Source organism: Cellulophaga sp. L1A9, assembly GCF_009797025.1.
Taxonomy (GTDB): domain Bacteria; phylum Bacteroidota; class Bacteroidia; order Flavobacteriales; family Flavobacteriaceae; genus Cellulophaga.
The window spans coordinates 212,122-229,466 of record NZ_CP047027.1 but is presented as its reverse complement, the minus strand read 5'-3'; the positions used below and the strand labels follow the sequence as shown (position 1 = coordinate 229,466).

The following is a 17,345-nucleotide window of genomic DNA, read 5'->3' as shown; positions in this document are numbered from 1 at the left end:
ATCTTGTTGGGTCTAATATTTTGAAGCGTTCTTCTATTTTACTTTTCAAAAAAAATCTTAACTAAATAAAATTTTAATCGTAAGTATAAATCTAAAGAAATCAATTTGATGAAAAAAAATAAAAAACAGAGTAAAATGGTAAGAACATTTTCAATAACAATAAAAAGTATAGGCATACTTATGCTTTTTATTGTTATTATGAGTTGTAAAAAGGATGAAGAAAGTGAACCTGAAGTATTGATTGAGTTGAATGCTCCTATTATTCAAACTCCGGCACCACTTATTCACCTTGCAGATAACCTTGATGAACAAGATGAATTAGGATGGTGTATTGACACGCAAGGCAATGGCTTCGCTGAAAATCTTCATGCGCATTCTTGTAAACCAGATGGTGGTGATGTTCAATTTTATTATAATGAAGAAACAAATCAAATTTGTTCAGCAGAATATGTTGATTTCTGTGTTGAAATGACTGGAGGTCCCGTGGAAGGAATGACTTTAAGCCTAGTTGATAGTGACCCTAACTCATCTGAGCAGAAGTTTATTTATCATGATGAAAGCGGCGAGTTTAGACCAGATGGTAACAATAATCTTTGCCTTGCTGCAGGTGCCATAAGTGCTGTTGCTGGTATATATATGTCACGTACTTTAACATTAGAGCTTATTTCTAATACTGACGTAAGTTTAAAAAAATGGGTTATTGTAAGTGCGGAGTAAACGGATTAGTTCTGTTTTAACGTAAGTTTATGTTTTTTTAGAATATTTACTTAAAGAAATACTAACCTGTAATTAATGTATATCCTTAAAAATATGTACTTCTGTATTGCGTTTAAACTAAATTTTGACTATTGATCAAAATTAGAGATAACGTGATTGTATAAGATTAGTTGCGTGTTTTAAGCACTAAATTTAGCAAATAAAAACCGAATAGAAAATCCTCGCGGACTTTCGTAAATAGGCTAGAAACAGCAATTAATTTTATACGGTGTTGGCAACTGTTTTTGTTTTTTTATTCATTTTTCTCATCCAATATGCTATTATTAATCCTCCAACAATTCCAGGAATAAACCAACCATAAAAACTTGGAAAAAATCCATTCACTACTACAAATGCAGTTGTTGCTGAAATGTAACCGCCTAACATTTTTCCTAAATGTAATTTCAACCATCCTTTTCTCAATCGTTCAGGATTTTTAAATAATATTAAATCTCTCACAGAAAATATTATTCCAACAATTGCAAAAACTACAAGAATTATATTTATACTTTTTGTTAGTATGATTGGTAGTGAAATCATTAAAATTCCAGTTGTAATCATAATAATTGATATTAATTTGTCAATTTTCAAATCAGGATGTTTTCTTTTAAAATTCAAAGCTCTATTTCCTGTTAAAACAAAATATAGACTAAAAATTCCGACTGCGAATAAAAATGGGCTTTCGTGATTGGGCAAAAGAGCAACTATCATAGCTATTATTCCAGATAATATCATAGAATAGAAAAAAATCAGCCCAGATTTTCTGTGAATATTTTTTCCTTTTTTGGCAATTATTGAAACCAAACCTGCAAGCAAAGCAAAACCACCAAATGTTGCGTGAATATATATTAATATTTGTATCGTTTTTTCCATTTTTCAGTTGTATTTAACGATTCAAAATTCAGACAATAAATTCATTTAGTTTATTTTTATTTACTGAATTGTTGTTTTTCAGCGATGAGTTGGTCAAATAGTTGCCAACGTTTTTGGCTATGGTTTGCTGCGTTGGTTAAGCAATAAATTTAGTAAATAAAAACTGACCATTCACGTTTGCGTAGTTTTTCCGAAGGAAAAACTACCAAGCAGTAAACTATAGGCGGTGTTGGCAACTGGCTTTTATTTTGTCCGTTTGAGTTTCGGTGGATTCTGTCGAGTATCAAAAACGTCAGCAATTTTTATAAATCCGTTTTCCGTATCAACAGAATAAATCAGTTTGTAGTTTTTGTAAACTAAATATCTATAATGAATTTCTCTTTGTTTTAGTAATTCCTCTTCTTGTCCAATTTGAGGTGTCTTTATCAACTTTTTTGGTTCGTTGATAATTCCTTTCAGAAGTTTTTTTGCAATTCTAGGACTTGCTTTCTTTTCGTAATATTCGTAGATTTCGTCAAGTTGAGTTTCAGCGAATTCAGACCAAATAATTTTCAAGACCATTATTCGTATTTGGCTAAAAGTTCAGAACTGTTTTTAAATCGATTGTTTCGGAAATCAGATTCTGATTGGTCAATTCGTTTATTCAATTCATCTTCGGTCATAGATTCAAATATCGGCTCGTCAGAAGCATTTTTTTCTTTTCTCAATATTTTTTCAAGACGAGAAACAGCTTCTTCACTTTGAAGTTTTAAAAATTCCTGAACAAATTCTATTTTTCGAGCTTCTAAATTCATTTTATTAAGCTTTTTATCAAAGATACAAAATTATCAATTCAGTCATCATTTTTCTTGAATTAACGGATTTTCACAGCTTGTTGCCAACGTTAAGTATAAGAAACGTAGGGCAGGTGATAAGCACTTTCGTTTCGGTTTATTACTTAGCTAAATATAAATATTTTGCTTTTATCTTTTTTACTATAAATGCCAAATTTTATATTTAGCGGACTTTGTTAATATGCACAGACCTTTCGATTTAGCACAAACGCCCTATGTTTTTTATATATTGTTAGCAAATGTTAATTTACTCAATTTGCATTAACTCTCAATTTTGTTACAATACATAAAATTACTATTCTATAATTGTTTTTTAATTTTATCATAAAACTATTCATTACTTTCTTTTTAAAATTTCTCTTTAATTTTGATGTTTTTCAAGTAATATTATTAGTTCATCATTTGTATTAATATGATAATGATCTATTTTACCTTCAGCTCCTTTTGCAATGTCTAAAGCAGTATTACCGTTTTTATTTTTTAAATTAATGTTAGCACCATGTTCTATTAGATTTCTGGCTACTTTTTCTATATCGTTACTTTTTACACCGTAATAACTGTAGCTATTTAATAATGGAGTATAGGTAAGTGAAGCGAGTTTATGTAAAGCAGTATTACCGTTTTTGTCTGCTAAGTTAACATCAATTCCTTTACTTATAATAAATATTGCACGGTCTATTTTCGCAGTGTTTAGTAAATAATGTAAAACACTAAGCCCTTCATAGTCTTGATTATTTATGTTATAACCACTTTTCAGTAAGTGATTTATCATAAACTGATTATTATCCTGACAAGCCTCTATAAATGTTATTGGATATACTCCAGTTAAACCTTTTGAAATTAAATATTCGAACACTTCAATTTCGCCATTAATAGCAGCATAATCTAAGGCATTAATAAAAGTTGGTGAATCAAAGCCAATTACTGGTCTCTTAATATTTTTATTAGCCCCATAATTTAAAATAAGAGCTACAATTTCTTTAGAACTATGCCTAGAAGCGTATATAAAATTGTTATCTAATCTATCTTGATTTTTAGGCTTATCCTTCACGAAGTTTTGATAATCATTTATAAATTCTTTGTCACGGATTTTAATCGCCTCATTCATTCTTTCCGCTTTTTGAGTGTAATTTATTTTTTTAAAATAATCAATTAATAGAGTATCTCTGTATTCATAAGCATCTAAATAAATGCTTTTTATTACATATGCACCATTTTTTAAAAGAGAATCTGCTTTTTTAAAATTATGAGCTTCTAAGTTTTCTTTAAATTGATGTTGAGTTTCGAAAGTTGGTAATTTTTTAAAATAATTAACGATTTTACTTTTATCATATTCAGATAAATCCTCAACATCAAAAATGGCTTTATTTATGAAAAGCTTATTAGGTTTACTTAGTTGATAAATAGTGTCATTAAAGACAAAAGCTATTGTGTTTTTTTTTGAAGTAAAATAGCCTTCTACTAATTTTTTATCTAACTGAATACTAATTTTATTCTTATCTATAATTAATGACTTAAAATATTTAACTCCTAAACCATCTCCATACATATAAATTGATTTTTTTTCTTCTGAACCTTTGACTGGAAATTTTTTATAACTTTTAGAAGAAATAAGATATAGGCCATCTTTTCTATTAGAAACTAAGTCTTCTTTAAGTGTAATGATGTTTTGAGCTATTAAAGATGATGAAATTATAAATAACAAAATTGTAAGATAATTTTTGTGCATTTCTTAGAAAATGATTTTGGTTTTAATTTTTGCTAACGTTTTAGCTATGAACAGTACGGGAGCAAACTAGCGTTTACTTTCCGCCAAGCACATAGCAAAATCTTTTTGTTTTGTTTTTTCTTTTCCTTGTTTAAAGCAAAATCCCAAAGATTTTGCGACATCATAAAAATACGCAAACCTTTCGATTAAGCCCAAAGCCCGTATTGTTTATAGGTTATGTTATGTGCTTTTTTATTTCAATTCTATTATCTCCGATTTGTTTATGCGAAATAAAAATATTCTGCAAAAGCTAGTACTTATGGGGTATTCAACTTTAATATCAGAAAAAGTGCCTGCATAATAATTACCTTCTTTTATCAATAACCAATATTCATCGCATTCTTGGTAATTTTTAAGTTTTTTTTCCTTCTTCAAAATTATTGGTTCAATATGGGCATTGGTCATATCTGAAACAATTCCTCCATCTGGTTTTTCGTCATATGATTCTTCGAGTCCATCATATCGTCCAATCCGGATCGAATCTATTTCCTGAGGTAGCTTTCTAAAGTCTTCAATTAAAACTCCCTGCTTATTTTTAAGTTGAATTAAGTGATTAATGGAAGATTTAAAGGTTTTCTTTATTAATTCTTTTTCCTTAGCCTTTTTTAAATGATGAAAATCGCTGAAATGTATTGAAATATGAAAAGTAAAATCAACAAATTTTTGAAGTTCAAGAATTAATTTTTCCGTGAACTTACCTCTGTCCGATGAGCGTTGTTGGTATTTTGAATGACCGTTATGCGAGTCCTGAAAAATCTCGGTAAGCTCTATCCCAATTTTATTTTTAGCTGTTTGAATTATAAAATCGGGCTTTTCAGTCTTTTGAATTTCACCCTCTGGAAAAGATTTATAGCAAGTCTTAAATTGCTCAAGAATATATTTTTCTTCCTTTGTTGTCATTTTTTAAATTGCACATAACGATAGATGTATAATTTGTGGCCTTTATTCATATCAGTTAGTTTAGGCCATAAATTATACAGCGTGTTGTGTGCCGTTTTATTTTAATTTTTACTTTTCTAAAATTAGCAATAAAAAAGGTAACCGTTTAAAATACCGAACGTAATAGATCCATTTTTTTAAAGATTACCCATACTTATGTTTTTATGTAGAAGCATGAAACGTTAGTATGGGAAACAGAAAAATCGATCTCCTATTTTGTTATAAATCCATAATTATTTGACTTTGTATTTTATTTTAACGTTCTTATAACAAGTATTTTAACGTGATAACGTTTAGAAAGTCTTCTTTCTACGCCATCAAGCGCAATACTTGAGTTATAATTCCATCCTAAAGGCTGTAATTTATAACTAACAAAACAGGAGATCTCCCATTTCTTTATTCATAAACCTTTTCATATAACCTTTAAAAAAATGTCTTAGCGGTATTGCAAATGGCATCACAACGTTTAGGCTATGAGTAGTGCGGAAGCAAACTTGCGTTTAACTTACCTTTAAGCACTTAGCCAAAGCATTTTATTTGCGTTTAATTTTATTTCGTTCTAAATGTCCAATCAAACTGGTTTGGCGACATAGTAAATATACACAAACGATTTAATTAAACACCAAACCTCCGCATTACTTATAGGATTTGTTACCACACGTTTTTTATTCTAACATACGACTACGTAACGCTTTTCCGCTTTTATTTACGCTAAAGATTGGCGATTACTATTTAGTTTTGAGTGTTAAAATCTTTTGCAGATAAACAGGCTAAAATCCGACCGTAACAGTTGCGTTTGAGTAAGAATTTCGGCTTTGTTAAACTAGCAAAATTCCTTTTGAAGTATTGGTATAATTACCGTAGAAATCTGCTAAAAATCGATGCTCAAATTAAGGGGTAGGGAGTAACTTGTTCATTCTGTGCTTAAGCGCTCCTCGCTTGCACGACTTTCTCAAGTTACTCCTTTCCAAGGTAATATGAAAATAAATTTGTTGTAGTGTACTGATTATTAGTTTATTGCAATTTCAGAAAGATTTAGGTATTTGTTTATTCATTTTTTTCTTGATAAAAAAACGAACCAAAAAAATCAAGGCTTGACCCTTCGGATATATTTCACATCCTTATTCGCTAAATCAAATGAACTCGCTATCGCTCAAACAGCATTTGATTCTTAACGCTCTTTTCGGTGGAAATATGAATCCTGCCAGGGATCTAGGCCGAACCCGATGACTTTGCAATTTACCGTGCAGCTTAGACCTATTTTAGGCAATGTGTGGTAACGTTTATGTATAAGATTAGTTGCGTGTTTTAAGCACTAAATTTAGCAAATAAATCACAGATAGAAAGTCCGCGAGGACTTTCGTAAGTAGGCAATAAGCCAGCAATTAATTTTATACGGTGTGCCTGTTGCACAAGTTAGCAATTAATTGACATAGTGTTAAAGTAAATTATTGATTGATTTCTTAACTTTAAGGATGCAAGGCAAAAAAACATATCAAGAAAAGCTTTTTAATAGTTTTCGCTTAAGCGAACGAGTTCCTCAAGACAATTTTTATCGTTTATTAAAAGGTGTATTAGATTTAAATTTTCTCTATGTTCAAACCAAGAGTTACTATGGCGACAGTGGCCAGAAGAGTATAGATCCGGTAGTGTTCTTCAAGTTGTGTTTGGTTGGTTATTTAGAGAATATTATCAGTGACCGTAAATTAATACAGCATTGTTCTATGCGATTAGATATTCTCTATTTCATTGATTACGATTTAGACGAGGAGCTTCCTTGGCACAGTACGATAAGTAGGACTCGTCAGTTGTTTCCTGAGTCAGTATTTGAAGAAGTTTTCACTAAAGTACTTAGTATGTGTATAGAAAAGGGAATGGTAAGTGGTCATACCCAAGCTATTGATTCGGCCCCAATAAAAGCGAATGCAAGTATGGATACTTTGGAGCTTAAAGTACCTGAAGAAGATTTGCAAGCACATTTACGAAAGGTTCGTGTGTTTAGTTCTATGGACAAAGAAACACCGCACCGTAAAAGCAAAGACGATAAGTCAGATAGAGGTCAGCGTATCGTTACAGCGAGCAAGAAAGAACTAGGTGCTATCCAAAGCAGAAATAAGAAATGGAGTACAGATCAAGACCAGCGACCAGGGTCGGGAAACAAAGGCTCGAAGTATACCAGTAATAAAACCCATTACAGTCCTACTGATCCAGATGCTCGGATTAGTGTAAAGCCTGGCAAGGCTCGGAAGCTTTAATTACTTGAGTCAGTTAAGTGTGGATACGGCTAGTCATGTCATCACCGACATTCGGGCGTATCATGCTGATGGAAAAGACAATCAACAATTACCAGATATAGTAGAACGTTTACATAAGCGTTTGTGGCAACAGGGTCTGTTTTGGGAAAATTGTGTTGCGGACACTGGCTACAGTAGTGGCGAGAACTATGCTTATTTAGAGCAGAAAGGACTTAGAAGTTTTATTCCTCCACATGGTACCTATAAAGGTGGTCCGGATGGTTTTATTTATAATAGGGAAGAAGATTATTATCAGTGTCCACAAGGAAAGATTATCCCCTTTACTAAAGCGTTTAATGATTATAGAACAGGAACAAAAAAGAAAGAATATAGGGCACGAAAACATGTTTGTGTTGCTTGCCCAATGCGCAGTAGTTGTCTAGGGAAAAGTGCCCAAGAAAAGAAGTTTAGTGTAACGTATTACCGAGAAGAATACGAACGTAATAATGCTAGGGTACACAGTCCACAGGGCAGATACATGAAAGGCAAACGCCAAAGTACAGTTGAACCCGTATTTGGTACTTTAACGCAGTTTATGGGCTTACGGAAAATAAATACGCTAGGCTTAAAACAAGCCAATAAGGTGATGCACCTATCAGCAATAGCCTATAATCTGAAGACCTGCCTGCCGGCAGGCAGGAGTACCTGAAATTCACTCAAAAACACGTAAAAAGTGGAGCAGGAATGGGGTCTTTGTTCATTCTTCTAAAAAAGACCTTATATGCTCTAAAAAACTCACATTTAACCACCTTAAAAATAACCAATTACTTGACTAATTGAAAAATGAAACCGCCTTAAAAGGCGGTTATAAAGGCCATTATTTTATAAATTATGGAGTTGTGCAACGGTTACCGGTGTTAGCAAACGTTTTTATCTATATCTTTACTCCATTATTATAATTAATTGTTTTATCTATTTTGTTGTCAATTCTGCTATAATAAATCCACTCTCCATCTTTTTTACCATCTTTATATTTGCCTTCTTCACTCAAATCACCATTACTTCTAAATTGTTTATATGTTCCATTTAATTTTCCGTTTTTATAACTTCTAATATCATATATTTTATTATTATAATAATTTTTCCAAGTACCTACTTTAGCACCTCTTTCATTATATTTACCTTCTACTGTTATGCTTTTATCTTTCGAATTATATTTAGTATAAATACGTGTTTTATCTTCTAAATATTCTTCAATCGACCTAATCCCATTTATGTCATATTTTATATCTTTTCCAATTCTTTTGTTTTGATATAGTACAAACTCGTTTGTTAATAAACCGTTTTTATTAAAAAGTTTAACGTTTTCAAGTTCTCCTTTTTTATTAGTAGTTTTATTTAAATTCCCATTAGAATCATATTCTTTAATTATTTCTACATTTGTTTTTAAATCTATTTTTGAGTTAGACGAAACTTTACCAAAAGAATAATGTTTAGACTCAATAGTTTTTCCATTGACACAATTACGAACAATACTTAGATCACCTTTTCTGTCATAAGTTATAATTTCTCCATGCTCTTTATTATTTAAATAAAAACCTTCTCTTTTTATTTCTCCTGTAGTAGAAAAATAAGTAAATTTCCCTTCTCTCTTTCCATTCTTAAAATTAGTTATTTCTCTAATTCTTGATTTGGATTTCTCGTCTCCTCTAAAATATCTTACCCATTTACCATTTTCAATAAAAAAATACTGTAATCCATCTGAGTATAAGTATTCTTCTTTCACGTCTTGTGAAAAAACATTTTGAATAAATAATAATAAAAGTAATAGAATCTTTATTTTCATATTTAATTTAGTCTAATTTTTATTTAAATTATTGATATTTGGTTAATCGTATATTCTTTTTTAGGTATTATTCTAATTCATTAGCTAATATGGAATTAGACTCAAATTTCTTGCCATTTAAAGACTCTATTTTAGGAATAATTAAAAACAAATCACTTAATTTTTTAAAATTATCTTTTTCAACGCTTATGTATTGGCTCAATGTATGATATAACATATAATTTAATTCTTTAGTTTCTTTGTTAATTAAATCATATTTAGTTTTTAATTCTTTAACAATGTTTTTGTCCAAAAGAATTTATAGTTATTAGTAAGATTAAAATCGATAATACTGTTTTCATAGTTTGTTTTTAATGTTTGCTAACGATAGATGTATAATTTGTGGCCTTTATTCATATCAGTTAGTTTAGGCCATAAATTATACAGCGTGTTGTGTGCCGTTTTATTTTAATTTTTACTTTTCTAAAATTAGCAATAAAAAAGGTAACCGTTTAAAATACCGAACGTAATAGATCCATTTTTTTAAAGATTACCCATACTTATGTTTTTATGTAGAAGCATGAAACGTTAGTATGGGAAACAGAAAAATCGATCTCCTATTTTGTTATAAATCCATAATTATTTGACTTTGTATTTTATTTTAACGTTCTTATAACAAGTATTTTAACGTGATAACGTTTAGAAAGTCTTCTTTCTACGCCATCAAGCGCAATACTTGAGTTATAATTCCATCCTAAAGGCTGTAATTTATAACTAACAAAACAGGAGATCTCCCATTTCTTTATTCATAAACCTTTTCATATAACCTTTAAAAAAATGTCTTAGCGGTATTGCAAATGGCATCACAACGGTTTAGCTATGAACAGTACGGGAGCAAACTAGCGTTTGCTTTCCGCCACGCACATAGCAAAATCTTTTTGTTTTGATTTATTTTTTCCTGTCGATAGCAAAATCCAAAAGATTTTGCGGACTTCATAAAAATACATAAACCCTGCGATTAAGCTCAAAGCCTGTATTGTTTATAGGTTGTGTTGTGCGTAGTTATTTGTATTCTATAGCTTTCCAAGTACTCAAAGCCCATTCTAAATCTTTATCATTATCGAAGTAAAAAAAAGTTTGTAACACCTCATTGTCCACAATTGAAAATCCGCAAATTAAATTGTATGTTATATCTTTTTGTTCATCGAATTCTTTTATATGATACCCTACTTTTGTTGTACTTTCTTGTTCGAGTTCATATTTTTTTATAATCTGATTCTTTGAATTTCTCTTGCTAATTTCTTCTTTCTTTGCTTTTAAGATTTCTTCTTTAACTTGTCCATTATGGTTCCAGATAGTCAAGCGTAAAGTTTTGTCATTAGTCGTATACATTAGGCTTTTTTCTTCACTACTTTTAATGAAAAAATTATTTATTGATAGTTTCCAATTTTCAGTTAATTGATTTTCAATCACAAAATCATCTTCCAATGGGTAATCAAAAACTTCATTCCATTCTGCATTGGGTTCTCGTTCCCAAACAGTTCCAATTCCTTTATATAAAAGAAGAGGCGAAATTGAATTATCTATTTTAAGAATTGTTTTTGGGTCGTAGATACCAAAATTATCTGGATTGTCTGAATATTCATCACTTTCAAAACCTGAAAACAAACGCCAACCGCTATCGTTATCGTTAGTTGGTTTTTCCCTAAATATGAATAGAGGTTTGTAATTCTCATCAACTATCATTTTTGAGCTCATGACAGCTCCAATATTTGGGAAATTTTCTGGGGTGAATTCTTTCATTAGTGTGTTTTTTTAATTACGCACAACAAGCGCATATACGCCTGTTCCATATTATTTTTTTCTGGGGAGAAAAATACTGATTATAAAAATAACTTTTATTTCCTAATAGTTGTCTTCGGTTTCCAAACTAGTGGTAACTATTTAGTGATTATTCTAAAAAGTGTTTCATATAATCGGTGAATGGTACGTTTTTGAACAAGATTAAAACAGCATCACAATTTGGTAGTTATGTCGGTATAACTCCGACAATGCTTAAGCTAATAACAGTGAAATTTGCAAGAAATATCCAAGCTTTATCCATCTATTAATATTTCGGTCGCACTCAAATCGTTCATTGTCAAAGTAAACGTATGGTTTAAATCGTGTTCACTTTCAAATGCTATTTCCCAAACTTTTGGTTCTTTTTCACAACGAGGTAAAAATAAATAAACAGCTTTAAATTCCTTTTTGAAGTCAGTTATTTTGAAATCTTCTTTCCAGTTCCGAAATTCATTTTCAATCATAGGTTTTATGGACGATATGATTTTTTCATAATCAGACTCGATTTTTCGAAAAAAGTCTTTTTGCACTTCAGTCGGGCCAGTTACGTCTCCCTCGATTCCGATTTCTATGATTTCGTCAGTCGATTTGAAATGTCTTCTACATTCAAAATAATTCTTTTCAGGATTTTTCTTGAATTCAGAGAATATCATCTTCCCAAAGAATTCGTCATCTATTTTAATAGTCTTTCCAAATATAAAGTCAAAAATTCCCATTCTGTTTTTCGTATTGTTGCTAGCGACTCGTCTAAGAAACATAGACTTTTTGATTAAGCTCAAAAACTGTATTAATTATAGCACAGGTTATTGCGCTTTTATTTTTCCAGTTTGTTTACTATATCAAGGAATTCTTGATAATTGTCTACTGGTGGATTTTCATAATGAATATATCCAAGATTTGTGTTAAAGTATTTTTTCATTTCAATCAAACATTGGTCTTCGTTTGCTGTATTCATATTTCCGCTCATATCAGCATTCCTAGAAATTCCAAAAATTGTAGTTCCGTCTTTCAAGTAAAAAATCATTCCGTGTTTATTGGGGTTTCTTTCGTCAGTATTTTTCCAATATATTCTGTTAGAATAATTTTTATTTATTTCTAAAAACGACATTAAATCGTTTGCATTATCAAATTCATAAGTCGGATTGTCAGAATATTCAGGAATCCAGTATTCTTCTCCGTTTTCTTTTCTATTTGGAAGAAAGTGATTCAAGAAATCAATTACTATTTTCTTAGACCTTGTCTTTTTAATTATATATATGTCTGCTAAATATCCCATTTTTTAAAATGTACTACAAGGTTAAGTATAAGAAATCGTATGGCAGGTGATAAGCACTTTCGTTTAGGTTAATTACTAAGCTAACTGTAGATATTTTGCTTTTATCTTTTCTATTTTAAACACCATATTTTAAGACCTCATAAAAATACACAAACCCCATGATTAAACCTGAAGCTTGTATTGTATATAGCTTGAGTTGGGCATAGTTTTTTACTCGTACATATTTTTTTCCTGAAGTAGTATTTCGGGTAGTTCGCCATATTTGTCGATATAAATTTCAAACATGGCTTTCATAGTAAACCCTCCTTTTATTTTTTCATCTGGGATAGTTACGGTCCAGTCCACAATATCATATAGGCTGTACTTTACATTTCTGGCCATTTTTCCATCATGAGTAATTGGTGGAGTAGTTAAAAAAATATCTAAATCACTATTCATTATTTTGGTGACATCTCCCCAAAGAAATTCAGTTTCACCTGAGTTTGTCAAAAATGGAACTTTAACATGTCCTTCTTTCGGGTATAGGTCTAATAATTTTTTAAACTGGTCTATACTATTTTTTGCATTTTTAATTGCGGCAATCATTGTCGGGTTATCTTTATTAATTTCCAAGGGCATGATTTTAGGTCTTGGAGAATGAAAGAAAAAAAACCAAACACTTAGCAAAATAAAAAGCCCAACTAGAATATATATCATTTTCTGAAATTATGCACAACGTTTAGGCTATGAGTAGTGCGGAAGCAAACTTGCGTTTAACTTACCTTTAAGCACTTAGCCAAAGCATTTTATTTGCGTTTAATTTTATTTCGTTCTAAATGTCCAATCAAACTGGTTTGGCGACATAGTAAATATACACAAACGATTTAATTAAACACCAAACCTCCGCATTACTTATAGGATTTGTTACCACACGTTTTTTATTCTAACATACGACTACGTAACGCTTTTCCGCTTTTATTTACGCTAAAGATTGGCGATTACTATTTAGTTTTGAGTGTTAAAATCTTTTGCAGATAAACAGGCTAAAATCCGACCGTAACAGTTGCGTTTGAGTAAGAATTTCGGCTTTGTTAAACTAGCAAAATTCCTTTTGAAGTATTGGTATAATTACCGTAGAAATCTGCTAAAAATCGATGCTCAAATTAAGGGGTAGGGAGTAACTTGTTCATTCTGTGCTTAAGCGCTCCTCGCTTGCACGACTTTCTCAAGTTACTCCTTTCCAAGGTAATATGAAAATAAATTTGTTGTAGTGTACTGATTATTAGTTTATTGCAATTTCAGAAAGATTTAGGTATTTGTTTATTCATTTTTTTCTTGATAAAAAAACGAACCAAAAAAATCAAGGCTTGACCCTTCGGATATATTTCACATCCTTATTCGCTAAATCAAATGAACTCGCTATCGCTCAAACAGCATTTGATTCTTAACGCTCTTTTCGGTGGAAATATGAATCCTGCCAGGGATCTAGGCCGAACCCGATGACTTTGCAATTTACCGTGCAGCTTAGACCTATTTTAGGCAATGTGTGGTAACGATAGATGTATAATTTGTGGCCTTTATTCATATCAGTTAGTTTAGGCCATAAATTATACAGCGTGTTGTGTGCCGTTTTATTTTAATTTTTACTTTTCTAAAATTAGCAATAAAAAAGGTAACCGTTTAAAATACCGAACGTAATAGATCCATTTTTTTAAAGATTACCCATACTTATGTTTTTATGTAGAAGCATGAAACGTTAGTATGGGAAACAGAAAAATCGATCTCCTATTTTGTTATAAATCCATAATTATTTGACTTTGTATTTTATTTTAACGTTCTTATAACAAGTATTTTAACGTGATAACGTTTAGAAAGTCTTCTTTCTACGCCATCAAGCGCAATACTTGAGTTATAATTCCATCCTAAAGGCTGTAATTTATAACTAACAAAACAGGAGATCTCCCATTTCTTTATTCATAAACCTTTTCATATAACCTTTAAAAAAATGTCTTAGCGGTATTGCAAATGGCATCACAACGATTGGATATACGCTATTGCGTATATCTGTACTATGTGCCTAAGATAGTAAATCTTTTATTTCCATAAATGATCAATTTGCTTTATGCCAGTATATATCAGGTATTTTCGTGTAATTATGTGTTAATACTCCCTGTTTTTGTGAAAATTAATAGCATTTTTTATTTGAATTCAAACGTTTACAAACGTTTGTAAACGAAAGTAACTATTTCCAAACCGAATCAAGTTTGCGTCTCGTTATAGTTTTGCAGTGTCAGAACAATAGTGTTCCGATAGTCTTAACTGTTAAACCGTTCTTGAGCTTGTATCAGGATATAAAATTTAAAATTATGAACGCACTTAGAAATTCAGTACAGTTGATTGGTAATTTAGGAAATGATCCAGAAATCGTAAATTTAGATAGCGGCACCAAGCTCGCTAAGTTTACCATTGCTACCAGCGATTCTTATAAGAACGCTCAAGGCGAAAAGGTAGAAGATACCCAGTGGCATAATATTGTAGCGTGGGGAAAAACAGCAGAAATTGTAGAAAATTTTTTGGTCAAAGGAAAACAAGTAGCGGTAGAAGGTAAATTAATGCACCGGTCTTACGAAACCAAAGAAGGGGAGAAGCGCTACATCACAGAGATTAAATGTAATGAACTATTAATGTTGGGGAAGTAATTGCCCGATAGTGTAAAAGTAAAAAGCCTTGCAAATTTGCAAGGCTTTCTTTTATTATTTAGGTCCGTCGCTACTGCGATTTCTATTGCGGTTCCTATTTTTATTTCTGTTGTTAGAATTACTTGGTTTCTGACCACTGTTTCTAGAACGGCTCTGCTGTCCTTGTCTTTTTGGCCTATCATCTGTATCTGCTTCAACAGGTCTGCTACCATCATCTTTAAATGGATGATCTGTAATGGTAGGAATAGTCTGTTTTATAAGCTTCTGGATGTCTTTTAAATATGCCCTTTCTTCTCTATCACAGAAAGATAAAGCTACACCACTAGCATTTGCCCTACCTGTTCTACCAATACGGTGAACATAAGTTTCTGGTACATTTGGTAAATCATAATTTACCACTAATGATAAATCATCAATATCAATTCCACGCGCAGCAATATCTGTAGCCACTAGAACTGTTAATTTACCGTCTTTAAAATCTTTTAAAGCGTTTTGTCTTGCCGTTTGCGATTTATTACCGTGAATAGCCGCAGCATGTATTCCTGCTTTGTCTAATAACTTAACTATTTTATTAGCGCCATGTTTAGTTCTTGAGAAAACCAATACCGCTTTAGCTTCTTTTGTTTCAATTAAGTGAACCAAAAGTTTCACCTTATCTCCTTTAGGGACAAAATAAATAGCTTGCTCTACTTTTTCAGCAGTAGCCTGTTCAGGCTTAATCGTTACTTGCTCAAATTCGCCTAATATTTTTTGCGATAATTCTACGATTGTTTTAGGCATGGTTGCCGAAAAGAAAAGCGATTGACGTTTAGCAGGTAGTTTTGCGATGATTTTTTTTACATCGTGAATAAAACCCATATCAAGCATTTGATCGGCTTCATCTAAAACCACATGTTCTAAATCGCGTAAGGAAATAAACCCTTGATTCATTAAATCTAACAAACGACCAGGAGTAGCAACTAGAATTTCAACACCTTGGCGTAATGCATCGGTCTGTTTTCCTTGTTTTACACCACCAAAAATAACGGTATTTTTAATGCCGGTAAATCTTGCGTATGCTGTAAAGCTTTCGCCAATTTGAATGGCTAATTCTCGCGTAGGTGTAACGACTAGGGCTTTAATTTTTCGTTTGCCTATGCCGCTATTATTTGTATATAAGTGATGTAAAATGGGAATTCCGAAAGCTGCTGTTTTTCCCGTTCCTGTTTGTGCAACGCCTAAAAGGTCTTTGCCTTTTAGTAATATTGGAATTGATTTTTCTTGTATTGGAGTAGGATTTTCGTAACCTTCTGAAGCTAAAGCTTTCAAAATAGGCTCTGCAATCCCTAATTCTTTAAATGTCATGTATTTTTATAATAAGCCACAAAGGTAGGGGAATAGTTCGGATTTTTTCAATTTTACCCGTTTGATCTATGTTATTAGTACTGAGGGTGAAGTATTAAGTATAATGTATGAAGTGCAAAATGAAAGCATAAGTTTAATTTTGCGTGTTTAATACAATGTATAAAATAGTAGGAGCTAGGTTTACTTGAAGCTTTATACCAAGCAATGTTAGAAGAGTATATAAAGCAAGTGTTAAATGGTGGCAGATACTAGAAAGGCTTTAAACAATTCAGTGCCTTAACAGCAACATCATGAAGTGATAAAACATGAAATCATAAGATTAAGGCACTGGATAGTTTTTTAAAGAAAGAGCGCTCGTAAGCGCCGGAATCTAATTGTGACTTATTATAAAATAATCAGCTTGCAATAATGGCGTTCTATTATCAAATTCAAAATCGATAAATTGAGCATCGTCCTCCTCAATTTTCGTAGCTACGGTACTTCTTCCAATTTCTCTATCGGTAGCATCGAAAGCTTTTAGCTTAAGTTTTTTATCAAAAGCTTTATCTGCGATAAGATATACGGTAACCTTTTTTATATGAGTAGTATCACTATAGAACTTTTCTGTTCTTCCAATTTCAAATGTTTTTAAAAATGTAGTGTCCGATAGTACTTTGGCTTGGTTGATACTTTTATCATATCCAGAAGTTAAGCCCTTAAACGCTTCTCCAAGACCTTCACTAGCAGATTCTAAAGCTTCCTTACCATCCGTTTTTAACGCATCACCTGCGCCTTTTATTAACTTAGATTTTATAGAAACAAGGGCATTACCTTCTTCTTCTGCTTTTATTTTTTTCTCTTCAGTACTCAAGCAAGAGGCTAGTAATAGAGTGAAGGATACTGTAATAGCGGCAAGTTTTAGGTTTCTCATTTTAATTTGGTTTTTTGTTTGTATTGGGTCTTTACGTTGTTGTCAATATATATAAGCTGCATAATAT

General features: G+C 31.5%; 16 protein-coding genes and 1 pseudogene. 4 read left to right on the top strand and 13 right to left on the bottom strand.

Annotated elements, in window-relative coordinates; genetic code table 11:
* Nucleotides 1-135: 135 nt before the first annotated feature.
* Nucleotides 136-717, top strand: coding sequence for a hypothetical protein (locus GQR94_RS01045; RefSeq protein ID WP_158973597.1), 582 nt, complete (start codon nt 136-138; stop codon nt 715-717).
* Nucleotides 718-978: 261 nt separating this feature from the next.
* Here the strand turns inward: GQR94_RS01045 and GQR94_RS01040 are convergent, their stop codons facing one another.
* The 5 genes from GQR94_RS01040 to GQR94_RS01020 all read right to left on the bottom strand — a co-directional run bounded on the left by GQR94_RS01040 (nt 979) and on the right by GQR94_RS01020 (nt 5,130).
* Nucleotides 979-1,629 carry a DUF2306 domain-containing protein gene (locus tag GQR94_RS01040; protein WP_158973596.1) on the bottom strand — a complete coding sequence of 217 codons (651 nt, stop codon included), beginning with the start codon at nt 1,627-1,629 and terminating at the stop codon, nt 979-981.
* Between the two features lie 243 nt (nt 1,630-1,872).
* The gene (locus tag GQR94_RS01035) at nt 1,873-2,190 is read right to left on the bottom strand and encodes a type II toxin-antitoxin system RelE/ParE family toxin (protein ID WP_158973595.1); all 318 of its coding nucleotides are present in this window, start codon (nt 2,188-2,190) and stop codon (nt 1,873-1,875) included.
* Entirely contained in the window at nt 2,190-2,423 is a 234-nt protein-coding gene (locus tag GQR94_RS01030) for a hypothetical protein (RefSeq protein ID WP_158973594.1), read from the bottom strand. The genes GQR94_RS01035 and GQR94_RS01030 overlap by 1 nt, the downstream gene beginning before the upstream one ends.
* 400 nt (nt 2,424-2,823) lie before the next feature.
* Entirely contained in the window at nt 2,824-4,191 is a 1,368-nt protein-coding gene (locus GQR94_RS01025; RefSeq protein ID WP_158973593.1) for an ankyrin repeat domain-containing protein, read from the bottom strand.
* A 231-nt stretch (nt 4,192-4,422) separates the two neighbouring features.
* Nucleotides 4,423-5,130: a hypothetical protein gene (locus GQR94_RS01020; RefSeq protein ID WP_158973592.1), complete on the bottom strand. Its 708-nt coding sequence runs from the start codon at nt 5,128-5,130 to the stop codon at nt 4,423-4,425.
* Between the two features lie 1,514 nt (nt 5,131-6,644).
* On the opposite strand from GQR94_RS01020, the gene GQR94_RS22570 reads away from it, so the two are divergent.
* Together GQR94_RS22570 and GQR94_RS22565 are read left to right on the top strand one after the other, a co-directional pair.
* On the top strand, nt 6,645-7,424 hold the full coding sequence (locus GQR94_RS22570; protein WP_233268584.1) for a transposase: 780 nt from the start codon (nt 6,645-6,647) through the stop codon (nt 7,422-7,424).
* Between the two features lie 4 nt (nt 7,425-7,428).
* On the top strand, nt 7,429-8,112 hold the full coding sequence (locus GQR94_RS22565; protein WP_233268580.1) for a transposase: 684 nt from the start codon (nt 7,429-7,431) through the stop codon (nt 8,110-8,112).
* Nucleotides 8,113-8,337: 225 nt separating this feature from the next.
* On the opposite strand, the gene GQR94_RS01010 is transcribed toward GQR94_RS22565, so the two are convergent.
* From GQR94_RS01010 to GQR94_RS00985, 6 genes and pseudogenes are all read right to left on the bottom strand, one after another.
* Entirely contained in the window at nt 8,338-9,249 is a 912-nt protein-coding gene (locus tag GQR94_RS01010) for a toxin-antitoxin system YwqK family antitoxin (protein ID WP_158973591.1), read from the bottom strand.
* A 67-nt stretch (nt 9,250-9,316) separates the two neighbouring features.
* Nucleotides 9,317-9,541 carry a hypothetical protein gene (locus tag GQR94_RS01005; protein ID WP_158973590.1) on the bottom strand — a complete coding sequence of 75 codons (225 nt, stop codon included), beginning with the start codon at nt 9,539-9,541 and terminating at the stop codon, nt 9,317-9,319.
* Between the two features lie 749 nt (nt 9,542-10,290).
* Nucleotides 10,291-10,944 (bottom strand): annotated as a pseudogene (locus GQR94_RS01000) (DUF2185 domain-containing protein); the annotation flags it as partial.
* Between the two features lie 380 nt (nt 10,945-11,324).
* On the bottom strand, nt 11,325-11,828 hold the full coding sequence (locus tag GQR94_RS00995; RefSeq protein WP_158973588.1) for a hypothetical protein: 504 nt from the start codon (nt 11,826-11,828) through the stop codon (nt 11,325-11,327).
* Between the two features lie 56 nt (nt 11,829-11,884).
* Nucleotides 11,885-12,346, bottom strand: a complete 462-nt coding sequence (locus tag GQR94_RS00990) for a hypothetical protein (protein WP_158973587.1) — start codon at nt 12,344-12,346, stop codon at nt 11,885-11,887.
* A gap of 210 nt (nt 12,347-12,556) precedes the next feature.
* A complete protein-coding gene (locus GQR94_RS00985) occupies nt 12,557-12,958 on the bottom strand; it encodes a DUF2314 domain-containing protein (RefSeq protein ID WP_158973586.1) in 402 nt (133 codons plus the stop codon).
* Nucleotides 12,959-14,691: 1,733 nt separating this feature from the next.
* Between GQR94_RS00985 and GQR94_RS00980 the strand changes: the two genes are divergently transcribed.
* Nucleotides 14,692-15,024 carry a single-stranded DNA-binding protein gene (locus GQR94_RS00980; protein WP_158973585.1) on the top strand — a complete coding sequence of 111 codons (333 nt, stop codon included), beginning with the start codon at nt 14,692-14,694 and terminating at the stop codon, nt 15,022-15,024.
* Between the two features lie 54 nt (nt 15,025-15,078).
* Here GQR94_RS00980 and GQR94_RS00975 read toward each other — a convergent pair whose 3' ends face one another.
* Entirely contained in the window at nt 15,079-16,368 is a 1,290-nt protein-coding gene (locus tag GQR94_RS00975; RefSeq protein ID WP_158973584.1) for a DEAD/DEAH box helicase, read from the bottom strand.
* Nucleotides 16,369-16,738: 370 nt separating this feature from the next.
* Nucleotides 16,739-17,278, bottom strand: a complete 540-nt coding sequence (locus tag GQR94_RS00970; RefSeq protein WP_158973583.1) for a hypothetical protein — start codon at nt 17,276-17,278, stop codon at nt 16,739-16,741.
* Nucleotides 17,279-17,345: the final 67 nt, after the last annotated feature.

Bases quoted from the DNA above. Each gene is read 5' to 3' on its own strand.
- GQR94_RS01035 (WP_158973595.1), bottom strand. From the start codon at position 2,190: ATGGTCTTGAAAATTATTTGGTCTGAATTCGCTGAAACTCAACTTGAC.
- GQR94_RS01025 (WP_158973593.1), bottom strand. From the start codon at position 4,191: ATGCACAAAAATTATCTTACAATTTTGTTATTTATAATTTCATCATCT.
- GQR94_RS01045 (WP_158973597.1), top strand. From the start codon at position 136: ATGGTAAGAACATTTTCAATAACAATAAAAAGTATAGGCATACTTATG.
- GQR94_RS01030 (WP_158973594.1), bottom strand. From the start codon at position 2,423: ATGAATTTAGAAGCTCGAAAAATAGAATTTGTTCAGGAATTTTTAAAA.
- GQR94_RS00980 (WP_158973585.1), top strand. From the start codon at position 14,692: ATGAACGCACTTAGAAATTCAGTACAGTTGATTGGTAATTTAGGAAAT.
- GQR94_RS01010 (WP_158973591.1), bottom strand. From the start codon at position 9,249: ATGAAAATAAAGATTCTATTACTTTTATTATTATTTATTCAAAATGTT.
- GQR94_RS00970 (WP_158973583.1), bottom strand. From the start codon at position 17,278: ATGAGAAACCTAAAACTTGCCGCTATTACAGTATCCTTCACTCTATTA.
- GQR94_RS00990 (WP_158973587.1), bottom strand. From the start codon at position 12,346: ATGGGATATTTAGCAGACATATATATAATTAAAAAGACAAGGTCTAAG.
- GQR94_RS00975 (WP_158973584.1), bottom strand. From the start codon at position 16,368: ATGACATTTAAAGAATTAGGGATTGCAGAGCCTATTTTGAAAGCTTTA.
- GQR94_RS01040 (WP_158973596.1), bottom strand. From the start codon at position 1,629: ATGGAAAAAACGATACAAATATTAATATATATTCACGCAACATTTGGT.
- GQR94_RS22570 (WP_233268584.1), top strand. From the start codon at position 6,645: ATGCAAGGCAAAAAAACATATCAAGAAAAGCTTTTTAATAGTTTTCGC.
- GQR94_RS01020 (WP_158973592.1), bottom strand. From the start codon at position 5,130: ATGACAACAAAGGAAGAAAAATATATTCTTGAGCAATTTAAGACTTGC.
- GQR94_RS00995 (WP_158973588.1), bottom strand. From the start codon at position 11,828: ATGTTTCTTAGACGAGTCGCTAGCAACAATACGAAAAACAGAATGGGA.